Annotated in this window: 12 protein-coding genes; 4 read left to right on the forward strand and 8 right to left on the reverse strand. The window is 65.8% G+C overall.

Annotated features, from left to right (window positions below; translation table 11 throughout):
- The first annotated feature begins 198 nt into the window (after positions 1–198).
- The gene (locus ACFSQR_RS13050) at positions 199–2,118 is read left to right on the forward strand and encodes an alpha/beta hydrolase family protein (RefSeq protein ID WP_377730293.1); all 1,920 of its coding nucleotides are present in this window, start codon (positions 199–201) and stop codon (positions 2,116–2,118) included.
- Between the two features lie 10 nt (positions 2,119–2,128).
- Here ACFSQR_RS13050 and ACFSQR_RS13055 read toward each other — a convergent pair whose 3' ends face one another.
- Complete coding sequence (locus ACFSQR_RS13055; RefSeq protein ID WP_377730294.1) at positions 2,129–2,602, reverse strand: YbhB/YbcL family Raf kinase inhibitor-like protein; 474 nt, start codon at positions 2,600–2,602, stop codon at positions 2,129–2,131.
- Between the two features lie 172 nt (positions 2,603–2,774).
- On the opposite strand from ACFSQR_RS13055, the gene ACFSQR_RS13060 reads away from it, so the two are divergent.
- On the forward strand, positions 2,775–3,071 hold the full coding sequence (locus tag ACFSQR_RS13060) for a hypothetical protein (protein ID WP_377730295.1): 297 nt from the start codon (positions 2,775–2,777) through the stop codon (positions 3,069–3,071).
- A gap of 28 nt (positions 3,072–3,099) precedes the next feature.
- Here the strand turns inward: ACFSQR_RS13060 and ACFSQR_RS13065 are convergent, their stop codons facing one another.
- The 3 genes from ACFSQR_RS13065 to ACFSQR_RS13075 form a co-directional block, all read right to left on the reverse strand.
- Positions 3,100–3,444, reverse strand: a complete 345-nt coding sequence (locus tag ACFSQR_RS13065; RefSeq protein WP_377730296.1) for a DUF1840 domain-containing protein — start codon at positions 3,442–3,444, stop codon at positions 3,100–3,102.
- Positions 3,445–3,530: 86 nt separating this feature from the next.
- On the reverse strand, positions 3,531–4,028 hold the full coding sequence (locus ACFSQR_RS13070; RefSeq protein ID WP_377730297.1) for a hypothetical protein: 498 nt from the start codon (positions 4,026–4,028) through the stop codon (positions 3,531–3,533).
- A gap of 28 nt (positions 4,029–4,056) precedes the next feature.
- Complete coding sequence (locus ACFSQR_RS13075) at positions 4,057–5,598, reverse strand: YifB family Mg chelatase-like AAA ATPase (protein ID WP_377730298.1); 1,542 nt, start codon at positions 5,596–5,598, stop codon at positions 4,057–4,059.
- Between the two features lie 190 nt (positions 5,599–5,788).
- On the opposite strand from ACFSQR_RS13075, the gene ACFSQR_RS13080 reads away from it, so the two are divergent.
- The gene (locus tag ACFSQR_RS13080) at positions 5,789–8,263 is read left to right on the forward strand and encodes an adenosylcobalamin-dependent ribonucleoside-diphosphate reductase (RefSeq protein WP_377730301.1); all 2,475 of its coding nucleotides are present in this window, start codon (positions 5,789–5,791) and stop codon (positions 8,261–8,263) included.
- A 40-nt stretch (positions 8,264–8,303) separates the two neighbouring features.
- On the opposite strand, the gene ACFSQR_RS13085 is transcribed toward ACFSQR_RS13080, so the two are convergent.
- Positions 8,304–8,609 (reverse strand): c-type cytochrome, encoded by a 306-nt coding sequence (locus tag ACFSQR_RS13085; RefSeq protein WP_377730302.1) that lies wholly within the window; start codon positions 8,607–8,609, stop codon positions 8,304–8,306.
- A 205-nt stretch (positions 8,610–8,814) separates the two neighbouring features.
- On the opposite strand from ACFSQR_RS13085, the gene ACFSQR_RS13090 reads away from it, so the two are divergent.
- On the forward strand, positions 8,815–9,072 hold the full coding sequence (locus ACFSQR_RS13090; protein WP_377730303.1) for a heavy-metal-associated domain-containing protein: 258 nt from the start codon (positions 8,815–8,817) through the stop codon (positions 9,070–9,072).
- A gap of 73 nt (positions 9,073–9,145) precedes the next feature.
- Here the strand turns inward: ACFSQR_RS13090 and hemN are convergent, their stop codons facing one another.
- From hemN to ACFSQR_RS13105, 3 genes are all read right to left on the reverse strand, one after another.
- On the reverse strand, positions 9,146–10,564 hold the full coding sequence (gene hemN, locus ACFSQR_RS13095; protein WP_377730304.1) for an oxygen-independent coproporphyrinogen III oxidase: 1,419 nt from the start codon (positions 10,562–10,564) through the stop codon (positions 9,146–9,148).
- Between the two features lie 49 nt (positions 10,565–10,613).
- Positions 10,614–11,795: an NnrS family protein gene (locus tag ACFSQR_RS13100; RefSeq protein ID WP_377730305.1), complete on the reverse strand. Its 1,182-nt coding sequence runs from the start codon at positions 11,793–11,795 to the stop codon at positions 10,614–10,616.
- Positions 11,796–11,975: 180 nt separating this feature from the next.
- The gene (locus tag ACFSQR_RS13105; RefSeq protein WP_377730306.1) at positions 11,976–12,566 is read right to left on the reverse strand and encodes an RrF2 family transcriptional regulator; all 591 of its coding nucleotides are present in this window, start codon (positions 12,564–12,566) and stop codon (positions 11,976–11,978) included.
- Positions 12,567–12,740 lie beyond the last annotated feature (174 nt).

Here is a 12,740-nt window from a genome sequence, read left to right on the forward strand (position 1 = left end):
CCCACCCCTTCCCATCCCGAACAGGACCGTGAAACGACTTTGCGCCGATGATAGTGCTGCAACCAGTGTGAAAGTAGGTTATCGTCAGGCTAGTTATAAGAAGAAGCCCGCTGACTCATAAAGTCAGCGGGCTTTTTTGCTATGGAGCGGCGAAATTGTGCATTTGGACATGCCCTCCCTACTTGAGGCCCGTCCATCATGCTCCATAAAATTGCCCTGTTCTGCCTCGCGCTTTGCGCGCAACCGGTCTTTGCCTCCACGCCGGTCCCGATCGAGGACCTGGTCCATCCGGACGGACTGAGCACGGCGCGCCTCTCGCCCGACGGCCGCTATCTTGCAGCCATCGTCTTCACAGGGACCAACCACGCCCTGTCGCTGATCGATACGAAGACCCGCATCGGCAAGACCATCGTCAAGGGTAAATATCACCAGCGCGGAAACTGGAGCTATCACAAGGCGCCACGCGACGTGATCTGGGCCGGCAACAACCTGCTGGCGATCGACTACGGAGTGGAAGCGGACATCGTCGACCTGAACGGCAAGACCGTGCGCAACCTCGGTGTCGAGTTCCTGGGCCGGGCGCAACGCGGCAAACCGGATTCCACGCAACTGCTGGTCTACACGGATGCAGACCGTGAGGACGTGGCACTGTGCGAGGCCACGACCGGCAAGTGCACCGAATTCGACCGTCCCGCCGGCACCCCGCTGCGCTGGGCCTTCGACAAGCATGGCGTGGCGCGCGCGATCACGGTGCGCAATTCGGCGTTCTGGAGCTCCGCCTCCACGGTGAGCAATTGGTACCGTCCCGCCCCGGACCAGCCGTGGGTGAAGCTGGCCGATTCCAGGATCACGGAAGACTACTGGATTCCGCTGTACGTTCCCGACGAGCCCGGCAAGCTGGTGGTGCGCTCGCGCGAGGGGCGCGATACCTATGCGCTGTTCGAGTACGACGTGAACACGCGCCGGCACGGCGAGGTGCTGGCCGGCCACCCGACCCAGGATATTGTCGACGTCGGCGGCCTGGACAAGTCCGCCTTCGACTATGTGGAAACCGGCGGGATGGTGCCGCAGCAGGTCTGGTTCGATCCGGCGTGGGCAGCCATGCAGCAGACGGTGGACAAGCTGCTGCCCAAGCGCGTCAACTACATTTCCGGAAATCCATCCTCGATGGTCCTGATCTATTCGTTCGGCGACGTCGATCCGGGCAGCTGGTATCTGCTGGATGTGGCCGAGAAAAAGCTGGTGGCGGTGCTGCAGTCCCGCCTCAGCATCAATCCGGACCGCATGCGGCCCATGGAGGTGATCACCTACAAGGCCAGGGACGGCCTCACGATTCCCGCCTACCTGACGCGGCCGGCAAATGCGGCACCCAACGCCCCGCTGGTCGTGATGATTCATGGCGGCCCGCACGTGCGCGACACCTGGTCGTGGGACAAGGAAGTACAGATGCTCGCCAGCCGAGGCTACCTGGTGCTGCAGCCGCAGTTCCGCGGATCGACCGGCTTCGGGCGCAAGTTCGAGCAGGCCGGATACGGCCAATGGGGGCTGGCGATGCAGGACGATATCACTGCCGGGGTCGAGGAGCTGGTGCGGCTTGGCATCGCGGACAAGAACCGCGTGTGCATCGTGGGCGGCAGTTATGGCGGCTATGCCGCGCTGTGGGGCGCGGTGAAGACGCCGGACCTGTACCGCTGCGTGGTCAGCTTCGCCGGCGTGACGGACATTCGCGACATGTTCTCGGACTGGTCGGATGTCTCCACCGACAAGGTGGGGCGGGAGCTGCTGATCAAGCAGTTCGGCGATCTCGGGAACAACGCGCCCGCGATGGATGCGGTGTCGCCGCTCAGGCATGCAGGCCGGATCAAGGCGAAGGTCATGCTGGCCCACGGCCGCGACGATATCCGCGTGCCGGTCTCGCACAGCAAGAAGATGAAGGCGGCGCTGGAACACTTCGGCCACCGCGTGCGCTGGATCGAGTTCATGAACGAAGGCCACGGCCTGGCGTACGTGGCCAGCTCCCAGCAATACCTTACCGAGATGCTCGAGTTCATCGACGAGAACATCGGCGCCTGTGCGCCAGCTGCCAAGGGCTGCAAGCCCGCTGCCGCCCGACAATAAGGGCGGGTCCCTAGCGCTTCTGGTAAGTACCGACCAGCTCGACCTGTTCGATGATCAGCCCGTCCATCGCCTTTTCGAGGTGGTTCTTGGTGACGTGGCCCAGTTCCGACAGCTCATCGCTCAGCGCGTACAGCTTGAAGAAGTAGCGGTGCCGGCCGATCGGCGGGCAGGGGCCGCCGTAGCGCGCGTCCTTCCAGTCGTTTTGGCCGATGCGCGTCCCCGCGGGCAGGTCCTGCGGCGGGACCGCGGCAGGCAGGCCAGTTGCCTCCGGCGGGATGTTATAGAGGACCCAATGGACCCAGGTGCGCTGCGGCGCCGCCGGATCCGGCGCATCCGGATCGTCCACGATCAGCGCCAGGCTTTTCGTCCCCGGCGGAACGCCTGACCAGGACAGTGCGGGCGAGGTGTCCGCGCCCTCGCATGTGTGGACGCTGGGTATGCTACCGCCAGGCTCGAAGTCCGGCGAAGTGAGGGTCAGGCTCATGATCGGATCTCCCCGCTGTTGTAGGTGGTGTGTGCGCAGGACGCGTGAACGAATTCTGCTTCCGCGGCAGTCAGGGCGGCGCGCGGTTGCCGTCGCGTGCGAGATTTGCTGCGCATCATGACCGGGCGCCCAATCGTGCGGCAACATGGCCTCTTTGTACACAGGAGACCCCATGTCATCGACTCTTCAGGCCGAACTTAAGGAAAAACTGGCGGCGCCGCTCGATGCCGTGCTTGCCAAGCACGGCGGCGACATTGCGCGCATGGCGGGAGGTTCGGGCAGCCTGACGGCCGCCGCGTTGCAGAACGATGCGCTGGTGCGGAAGATTGCGGAATTCTGCCACGATGCCTTGCCGTGGCCACTGAGGATGGCTGTGAAAAAAACGGTGTTCGTCGATTACGTGCTGGCGAACCGCGCCCCGCTGATCGCGAAGCTGAGCGTGCCCGCGGCGGCGCCCGCCGCTTCGTGAGCGGGCTGGCTGCAGGCCGCGCCCTCCCTTAAACGCCCCAGACCACGTCCTGCTGCTGATCGCGTGCGCCGCGCAGCATTTCCAGCAGCGGATAGGCGCGCGCCGAGAAGGTAACGGTCTGCACTTCTTCGTGCTCCTTGTCGTCGCCTTCCTCACTGTAGTGGGCGTCGATGTCGCGCTTGACCTCTTCGGTCATGGGATGCAGCCGGCTTTCTTCGATCTCACGCTCCAGCACGTCGACAGCGCGGGGCGCTTCCTCGGCAGTGATCACGCCGCGATCGACATCCTTGCCGAACATGTCGAGGATGCGCTTGGCGTGCTCCTTGTACATGGTCACATCGGCGGCAGCTTTGGAGTGAAAGGTGATTAACATGGCGGCTTTCGGGGAATGAATGTTGATGCCTAAACGATAACATGACTTCGCGTTCCGGTCATGCACGCGTGCGCCTGAAATGCAGCTTAGCGCAACTTGAACGAGGTCATGAACTGGTCGACCTGCTCATCCGGCACGCTGCCATCCGGACCCAGCACGATGACCTGGTAGAACCTGGTTCCGCGCGCCTCGAAATGCCCGACCAGGCGCATCGGCTGGCCGTTGCGCAAGCCGCGCGCTTCGATGTCGAGTGCGCTGCCGGCCTGCTTTTTCTCGTCGCTGACCTCGGCGCCGATATTGCGCACCAGCGCCGCCTTCATGGACGAGAGGGCCGCCTGCGCCGCCGCCGCGTCCGGCGCTTCGCCGGTACCCACTGCAAACACGGTCTTGTTCACCTCGGCGGCAGTCATCGTCATCGCGACACTGTTCCCGGCCAGGTTGACGGTCCGCGTATACGAGGCGGGCTTGTCGGGGAACAACACGCCGTACGGCGCATCAGGACTGTCGTACTGGCGCCAGTTGTATTCGGGACTGCACGCTGCCAGCAGCACCGCGGAGAGGACGAGGATGGGCAAGGTTCGCATTCCGGCATGGTAGCAGGTGCATCGCGGACTAGCCATCGTCCGCAGTCAGCAGCTGCGCGTCGGCCGGGCGCATGGCGAGCGCCCGGCGGTAGCCCACGGCTTCCGACACATGGGTCGAGCACACGCCGGGCGAGCCTGCCAGGTCCGCCACCGTGCGCGCGACGCGCAGCACACGGTGGTAGGACCGCGCCGACCACTGGAACTTGATCATCGCGCGGCGCAGCGCTTCTTCCCCTTCCTGGTCCGGCTTGCACAGCTTTTCGATCTCGCGCGTGCCGAGTTGCTGGTTCGGCTTACCCTGGCGCGCCAGTTGGCGCCCGTATGCGGCGGCGACGCGCTCCGCGATTGCCGCGCTGGACTCGCCGTCCGGCTCCGACGCCATGAATTCCGGGCCCAGCGCGAGCACTTCGATCTGGATGTCGATGCGGTCGAGCAGCGGTCCGGAGATGCGCTCCTGATAGCGCGCGATGCGGTCCGGCGAACACTTGCAGCGTCCCGATGCATGCCCCTTGTAGCCGCAGGGACAGGGATTCATCGCGGCGATGAGTTGGAAGCGCGCGGGGAAATCGGCATGCTGCAGGGCGCGCGAGATGGTCACGCAACCCGATTCGAGCGGCTGGCGCAGCACCTCCAGGACGCGCCGGTCGAACTCGGGCAGCTCGTCGAGGAACAGCACGCCGCAATGCGCGAGCGATACCTCGCCCGGGCGGGGCACGGTGCCGCCCCCGATCAGGGCCGGACCCGATGTCGTGTGATGCGGACTGCGATACGGCCGGCACTTCCACTGCCGCGCACTGAAGCTCCCGTTCAGCGAGTGGATGGCGGCGGCTTCGAGCGCCTCTTCGTCCGTCATGGGCGGCAGCAGGGCAGGGAAGCGCGACGCGAGCATGGTCTTGCCGCAGCCGGGCGGTCCGATCATCAAGACCGAATGACCGCCGGCCGCGGCGACGGCGAGTCCGCGCTTGACCGCTTGCTGACCCTTCACGTCCAGGAAGTCGGGGTAGCCGGGCGGTGCCTGCGGGGCGGCGGCCTGGTGGCGCATCAGCGCGGCCCCATTGCGCGCGAAATGGGCGCAGACGTCGAGCAGGTTGGCCGCGGGGTAGATGGCGGCGCCCGCCGCCAGCGCCGCTTCGTCGGCGTTGGCGCTCGGGACGATGAAGCCGCGCTGATGGCCGCCGCGCTGCATGGCCAGCGCCATCGCCAGCGCGCCGCGGATCGGGCGCAGTTCTCCCGACAGCGACAGCTCGCCCGCGAACTCGTATTCGGCAAGCTTGGCGCGGCGCAGTTGCCCGGAAGCGGCGAGGATGCCGACCGCGATCGGCAGGTCGAAGCGCGACGAGTCCTTGGGCAGGTCGGCCGGCGCGAGGTTGACGGTGATGCGCCGGGGCGGCGTGTCGAAGCCGGCGTTCTGCAGCGCCGAGCGCACCCGCTCCTTCGACTCGCGCACTTCGGCGTCGGGCAGGCCCACGATGGTGAAGGCCGGGAGGCCGTTCGCAAGGTGCACCTCTACGCTCACGCTGGGCGCTTCCATGCCGCACAGGGCGCGGCTATTCACTACGGCGAGGCTCATCGCATTCCTGGTCGCTGGGCTGGTGATGCATGGTAGGGGCTGGACGGACCGGCTCATTGCGCTGGACCAAAGGTGCGCGAGGCGCGCCGCCGGCCGCATGTTGTCGCTTCTTAAATTAGCTTAAGGCGGTGTTGCCTGCATTCATGGATAGTCTGACGGCCAACGATCCTTCCCACCAGACATCACACCCATGAACGCAAACGACAAGATGTTCCAGACGCAGCTCGATCCACAGGAAATTGCGATCGACGTCCTGCGCGAAAAATACGCCAAGGGCGAAGAGCAGAGCGTGACCGACGTGCGCCGGCGAGTGGCGCGCGCGCTTGCCGCACTGGAGCCGCAGGAGGTGCGCGAGGAGCGCGAGCGGCAATTCCTGTGGGCCCAGGAGAACGGCTTCGTCCCGGCCGGCCGCATCAACTCCGCGGCGGGGCTGGGCATGAAGGCCACGCTGATGAACTGCTTCGTGCAGCCGGTCGGCGATTCAGTCACGGGCCACGATAACGGCCTGCCCGGCATCTACACGGCGGTGGCGGAAGCTGCCGAAACCATGCGCCGTGGCGGCGGCGTCGGCTACGATTTCTCCGCGATCCGTCCCTCCGGGAGCAAGGTCAAGGGCACCCGTTCGCGCGCCTCGGGGCCGGTGTCGTACATGGAAGTGTTCGACGCATCGTGCAAGACGGTCGAATCGGCCGGGGCGCGCCGTGGCGCCCAGATGGGAGTGCTGCGCATCGATCACCCGGACATCGAGCGCTTCATCGCCGCCAAGGATGCCGGCGCGTTTGCCAACTTCAACCTGTCGGTCGGCGTCACCGACGCCTTCATGACGGCAGTGGTGGCCGACGAGCCGTTCGAACTCGTTCACCGCGCCGAGCCGGGCGACGAAGACATGGCCGCGGGCGCATACCAGCTGGAGGATAGCTTGTGGGTCTACCGCGTGGTGCAGGCGCGGGCACTGTGGGACAAGGTCATGCTCTCGACCTATGACCATGCCGAGCCGGGCGTGCTGTTCATCGATCGCATGAACGCCGAGAACAACCTGTACTACTGCGAAGAGCTGCGCGCGACCAACCCCTGCGGCGAGCAGCCTCTGCCGGCCTACGGCTGCTGCGACCTGGGTTCGCTCAACCTGACGCGCTTTGTCGAGCGGCCCTTCGGCGAACACCCCGGCTTCGATTTCGCGCGCATGCGCGAGGTGGCGGCTATCGGCGTGCGCATGCTCGACCTGGTGCTCGACGCCAGCGAGTGGCCGCTGCCCCAGCAGGGGCAGGAAGCGCAGGCCAAGCGCCGCGTGGGCCTGGGTTTCCTGGGCCTTGGCAGCGCGCTGGTGATGCTGGGGATCCGCTACGACAGCGAGGATGGCCGCGCGATGGCCGCGCGCATCGCCAGCGAACTGCGCGACGCCGCGTACGGCGCATCGGTGCAGCTGGCGGAAGAGAAGGGCGCGTTCCCGCTGTTCGACCGCGAGCGTTACCTGGAAAGCCAGTTCGTGCGGCGCCTGCCCGAACACCTGCGCGAGGCGATCGCGCTGCATGGCATCCGCAATTCGCACCTGCTCTCGATCGCCCCGACCGGCACCATCACGCTCGCCTTCGCGGACAACGCCTCGAACGGCATCGAGCCAGCGTTCTCGTGGGTCTACCAGCGCAAGAAGCGCATGCCCGACGGCGGCACGCGCACCTACGAGGTCGCCGATCATGCGTGGCGCCTGTACCGCCACATGGGCCACGACGTGAGCGACGACGCGCGCCTGCCGGCCCAGTTCGTGACCGCGCTCGAGATGCACGCACTGGACCACCTGCGCATGATGGAAGCGGTCCAGCCCTATATCGATACGGCGATCTCGAAGACCGTCAACGTCGCAGCCGACTATCCATATGCCGATTTCCGCGACCTGTACACGGAGGCGTGGCGCGCCGGCCTGAAAGGGCTGGCCACATACCGCCCGAACAGCGTGACGGGCAGCGTGCTCAGTGTTGGCAGCGCGCCGGCGCCGACCCCGCCACGCGACGACGATCCGCTGCGCAAGCGCTTCGAACGCAGGCCGATCGGCGAGCTCGAGTCGGTCACTTCGAAGGTCGAGTACTCGACGCACGAAGGCCGCAAGGCGATGTACCTGACCGTCAGCTTCATCCATGCCGAAGGCACGTGGGAAGGCCAGCCTGTGACGATCGAGCGGCCGTTCGAATTCTTCATGCCGGCCAACCAGAAGTCGGACGGGCAGCAGTGGATCACGTCGTCCATGCGGCTGCTGTCCATGGCGGCGCGTGCCGGCAGCCCGATCGCCAAGGCCCTGGCCGACATGCGCGAGGTGGTGTGGGAAAAAGGCCCGGTGCGCTGCGGCTACCTGACACGGGAGGACGGCACCCAGGTGCCGGTATACCACGATTCTGAAGTGGCGGCGGTAGCTTTCATGCTGCAGCGGATCCTGATCCGGCGCGGCTTCCTCGACGCCTACGGCAACCAGGTGCCGGTGCCGGTGCTGGCGCGCCAGCTGGCCCAGCGCGCACTGTCGGGTTCGGACGGGCAGCCGCATCTTGCCACCGCCGCGGGTCCTGCACCGTCGAAGGCGGGCGGCAAGTGCCCGGAATGCGGCGCGCAGGCGCTACGCAAGGTTGATGGATGCACTCGTTGTTCGGAATGCCACTACCAGGGCGGTTGCGGCTGAAGGGAAGGGAAGGCGCCCTCCGGCGAGGGCGCGGTGCTGCTTATTTCTGCGCAAGGACCCATTTGGCGAGCGTTGCGGCTTCCTGTTCGCTGACGGCGTTCGGCGGCATCGGCATGGTGCCCCAGGCGCCACTGCCGCCGTGGATGATCTTGGCGGCCAGCTTGGCATCCATGCCTTTCTGGCCGGCGTACTTGGCGGCGATCTCCTTGAAGCCAGGGCCGACCAACTTCTTGTCGATGGCGTGGCAGCCCATGCAGTTCTTGGTCTTGGCCAGGTCCGGGTTGGCGAAAGCTGGAGCGGCGGCAAAGGCGGCCAGCGCGACGATAAGCAGGCGATACGATGTCATTTCAATCTCCGGTAAATATGCCTCATTGATGGCGCATCCATTGTTCGCCAACTGCCCGCGTGCGGCAAGGACGGGGCGCGAAACGCTTGGAACAGGTTAAGGAATCGCGGATGGCGCCGCGCGGGGCCGTTTGCTTAAACAGGGTTAAGGAAGCGTGCGCGGCCCTTGCCTACAATCGATTCACACCCAACACAGGAGTACTCTCATGATGCATCACAGTTTCCAGCTTGCCGTCGCTCTCGATACCGCCGGCGCGATCAAGGTTGCCGATGCGCTGCGCGCTGTCGCCGGCGTGAACGAAATCGGCGTGCAAGCCGGCGCGGACCGGATCGCCGTCACCTTCGATGCCGGCCGTACCTCGACGATGGAGCTTGCGACCGCAGTGCGGCGCAGCGGCTACGAGGTGCGCGAGCCGAAGCCGCACGGCGCAGGCTCGTGCTGCGGCGGCTGCGGCGGCCACTGATGGCAAGGCGCCCCGCGCCGGTTACCCGGCCGGGGCGCTGCAGGCATGCGGCGCCCTGTGGGCGCCGTTGTCGTCAGATCGTGCGCGAATAGCGCATCCGCTGGAGCGGCACATGGTTCGGCGTGCCGAAGTAGCGGTCGAACGCCATCGCAATGTTGCGCACCAGAAGGCGGCCCTTCGGCGTCACCGTGATGGTATCCCCGTCCAGTAGCAGCATCCCGTCACGCTGGAAGTCTTCCAGCTTCTCCCACTCCGCCGCAAAGTACGTGCGGAACCCCGTGCCGTAGGCGTGTTCGAACGCGCCGGTGTCCACCGCAAAATCGCACATGAGCTGCTGGATCACACTGCGGCGCACGCTGTCGTCGTCGGTCATGCGTAATCCGCGTGCCACCGGCAAACTGCCCCGGTCCAGCGCCGCGTAGTAGCGCTCCAGCGACTTCTCGTTCTGCGCGTAGGAGTTCCCCACCGCGCTGATGGCCGAGACGCCGCACGAGATCATGTCCGTGTCCACGTGGGTCGAATAACCCTGGAAGTTGCGGTGCAGCTGCCCGTTCTTCTGCGCGATCGCCAGCTCGTCGTCCGGCTTGGCAAAATGGTCCATGCCGATGTACACGTAGCCGGCGCCGGTCAGGCGTTCGATGCACAGCGAGAGCATGTCGAGCTTGGCCTGCGGCGCGGGCATGTCTTCGTCCGCGATCAGGCGCTGGGACTTGAACAGCTCGGGCATGTGGGCGTAGTTGTAGATCGAGATGCGGTCGGGGCTCGCAGAGATGACCTTGGCCAGCGTCTGCTCCATGGTGGTGGCGCTTTGCTTGGGCAAGCCGTAGATCAGGTCGATGCTGATGGAGCGAAAACCGGCTTCGCGCGCCGCGGCGATCGCGTTGAGCGTGAGCGCCTCGGGCTGGATCCGGTTGACCGCTTTCTGCACCTCGGGGTCGAAATCCTGCACTCCGAGGCTCAGGCGGTTGAAGCCCTGGCGCCGCAGGGAGAAGATGCGCTGCGCGTCGACCGTTCGCGGATCGATCTCGATCGAATACTCGCCCTCGCCGTCGCTGGCGAAATCGAAGCGCGTGCGCAGGTAGTCCATCAGCTCGCCCATCTGCTCGTCCGAGAGGTAGGTCGGCGTGCCGCCGCCGAAGTGCAGCTGTTCGACGCGCCGGTGTCCGCCGAACAGCGCTGCCTGCATGTCGATCTCGCGCTTGAGGTAGCCCAGGTACACCACCGCCTTGGAGCGGTCGGCCGTGATGATCTTGTTGCATGCGCAGTAGTAGCACAGGGACTGGCAAAACGGGATGTGCAGGTACAGTGACAGCGGACGCCGCGCTGGCGCCGCGAGGACATCCGCGACCGCAGCGTGGTAGTCGGCGTCGCCGAAGCCCGGCGAAAAGCGGTCCGCGGTCGGATAGGACGTGTAGCGCGGACCCTGCTGGCTCATGCGCGAGATCAGGTCCTGGGTCAGTTCGAAAGGCGCGCTTGCGCCGGTGGTAGCCATGGTAATGCTCCTGTAGATGTGTGGAACGGCGGCGCGGTGCCGCCGTCGTTCAGCCTTCCTTGCCGTCGATGCGTGCTCTCATCAGGTAAGGCGTGTAGGTGTAGAGGTATGCAAGGAACGCAGCGCTCCAGCAGACTCCTGCGGCGATCAGCGCGCCCTCGCGCACCGCCGGTGCCAGGGTCGCGGCCAGCCGCAGCACCACGCCGAGCTGGATCAGTACGAACATCGCGGTTTCCGGGCGGCCGGCACGAAGCATGCGGCCGGTGTGGCCCAGGGCGGTGCGCGTGATCATGCCGACGATCAGGCCCGCGATCGCTCCCACGCCCAGCACGTGCACCGCAGCCGAGTTGGGCGCGAGGCCCAGTTGCGCGAGCGCGAGCAGGGCAAAACCCACCGGTATCCATGCGTAGGAGGCGTGCATGATCCAGAGCAGAGGATTGCGGAGCGTGACCATGGGCTTCCATCCCGCCAGCCGGATCGCCTGCACCACGGCTGCGCCAGCGGAAATGGCGGCGCCGGCGATGCCGGTGACGCCAAACGCCCAGGCTAGTCCCGCAGCGCCGGTAAGCGCCAGCGTGGCCTTGTCGACCGTCGCATTGGTGACCGTTTTGGTGCCCGGTACCGCATTGGCGGTGAAGTTGGGGATGATGCGCCCGCCGATCACCGTCTCGATCACCACCACGATCACGATCGCGGCATAGACCGGCGCGAACGGCGAGACCGCGATCCAGCCCAGGCGCGACGCATGGAATACCGCGTTCGCGGCAGCGAGCAGTCCCAGCAGCCCGATCAGGATCATGTTGCGCTTGTTCCCGGAGCGCTGCAGCACGCGGTACATCGGCCACGCAGCCACCGGCAGGAACAGGATGTCGACCGCCGCGCCCACGGCGGGGCTGCCGATGAACATCGCGACGCGGCCGGCAAGCCACAGCGCCGCGATCGCGGCCAGTGCGCCTCCGCGCGGGGTCCACAGCCCGGTCCAGTTGCGCCCCGCGGTATACAGGAAGCCGATCACCACCGCCGTGGCAAAGCCGAACATCATTTCGTGGATGTGCCAGGCGAGGTCGATCGGCAGGCCCGCCACGCCCAGGTAGCTGGCCAGCCAGGCCGGCACGCTGACGGCGGCGAATGCGGCGGCGAGAAGGTAGAAGGGACGGAAGCCCAGCGCCCAGAGCGCGTGCTGCGCGCGGGGCGAGGGGGACTCTTTTTCTTCGATGGAGATGAGCGGCATGGCTGGTTCCTGTTTAAGATGTATTTCAAATGCATCTTATACCGGTTGGGCTGGCGCAGGCAACACCTGGTGCGCCAATGCGCAACATTTCGTGCGCGCGGGCGCGATCTGCGGACTGTTTGATTTAGGTCATTCACAGCGCGCGGACGGCATGCCATCCGCGCGCCTGGGGGGAGGGGATTACCTGGCGGCGGTCTTGCGCGACACCGCTTTCACGGTCGTCCTGGCGGCGGGGGCCTTGGGGGCAGGGGGCTTGGCTGCGGCGGTCTTGGCCGGCTTCTGCGCCACCGTGGCGCCGGACTTCCCCTGGGTCGGGTCGGGACGGCGGAAATGGATCGGCGCGATGGCGGCGCGCTTGGCCGCCACCGGCGGCGGAGCCGTCATCTGTTCCAGCGTCACCTGGTCAAGCACCTCCAGGAAGGCGTGGGTGGCTTTTCCCAGCAAGCCCTTGAGGGAGCAGGCCTGCGAGTACGAGCATCCCTGGCCGTTCGGGTCGAAACAGGCGGCCATGAAGAAGTCGTTCTCCGTATGGCGCACGACGTCGCCGATATTGATCCGGCCAGGCTCGCAGCCGAGGCGCAGGCCGCCGTTCCGGCCGCGCACCGTTTCGATGTAGCCGAGCGTGCCGAGTTGATGCACCACCTTGGTCAGGTGGTTCTTGGCGATTCCGTGCTCGTCGGCGATGTCGCCGATGGTCACCAGCCGGTCGCGGTTGTGGGCCAGGTACATCAGCGTGCGCAACGCGTAGTCGGTATAGGAAGTGAGTTTCATGGAACGGCGCGCGAGGTTGCGTATACAGGCATTTATTTTACCGCTTTCCGCGCGGCGGCGAAAAAAAGCAACGCCAGGTCAATCAAACATACATTTCATTTGCATGTATTTAAACATGCGCATAGAATGCATCTTAAGTGCTCAGCAGCACTCCCAAATTTCACACACCAAGAA

Origin of the sequence: Pseudoduganella sp. GCM10020061, from assembly GCF_042683405.1 — a bacterium.
Classification (GTDB): Bacteria; Pseudomonadota; Gammaproteobacteria; order Burkholderiales; family Burkholderiaceae_D; genus Telluria.

What these genes read in the sequence shown, in the direction of transcription:
- ACFSQR_RS13050 (WP_377730293.1), top strand. Translation starts at nt 199, where the DNA reads ATGCTCCATAAAATTGCCCTGTTCTGCCTCGCGCTTTGCGCGCAACCG.
- ACFSQR_RS13055 (WP_377730294.1), bottom strand. Translation starts at nt 2,602, where the DNA reads ATGAGCCTGACCCTCACTTCGCCGGACTTCGAGCCTGGCGGTAGCATA.
- ACFSQR_RS13060 (WP_377730295.1), top strand. Translation starts at nt 2,775, where the DNA reads ATGTCATCGACTCTTCAGGCCGAACTTAAGGAAAAACTGGCGGCGCCG.
- ACFSQR_RS13065 (WP_377730296.1), bottom strand. Translation starts at nt 3,444, where the DNA reads ATGTTAATCACCTTTCACTCCAAAGCTGCCGCCGATGTGACCATGTAC.
- ACFSQR_RS13070 (WP_377730297.1), bottom strand. Translation starts at nt 4,028, where the DNA reads ATGCGAACCTTGCCCATCCTCGTCCTCTCCGCGGTGCTGCTGGCAGCG.
- ACFSQR_RS13075 (WP_377730298.1), bottom strand. Translation starts at nt 5,598, where the DNA reads ATGAGCCTCGCCGTAGTGAATAGCCGCGCCCTGTGCGGCATGGAAGCG.
- ACFSQR_RS13080 (WP_377730301.1), top strand. Translation starts at nt 5,789, where the DNA reads ATGAACGCAAACGACAAGATGTTCCAGACGCAGCTCGATCCACAGGAA.
- ACFSQR_RS13085 (WP_377730302.1), bottom strand. Translation starts at nt 8,609, where the DNA reads ATGACATCGTATCGCCTGCTTATCGTCGCGCTGGCCGCCTTTGCCGCC.
- ACFSQR_RS13090 (WP_377730303.1), top strand. Translation starts at nt 8,815, where the DNA reads ATGATGCATCACAGTTTCCAGCTTGCCGTCGCTCTCGATACCGCCGGC.
- hemN (WP_377730304.1), bottom strand. Translation starts at nt 10,564, where the DNA reads ATGGCTACCACCGGCGCAAGCGCGCCTTTCGAACTGACCCAGGACCTG.
- ACFSQR_RS13100 (WP_377730305.1), bottom strand. Translation starts at nt 11,795, where the DNA reads ATGCCGCTCATCTCCATCGAAGAAAAAGAGTCCCCCTCGCCCCGCGCG.
- ACFSQR_RS13105 (WP_377730306.1), bottom strand. Translation starts at nt 12,566, where the DNA reads ATGAAACTCACTTCCTATACCGACTACGCGTTGCGCACGCTGATGTAC.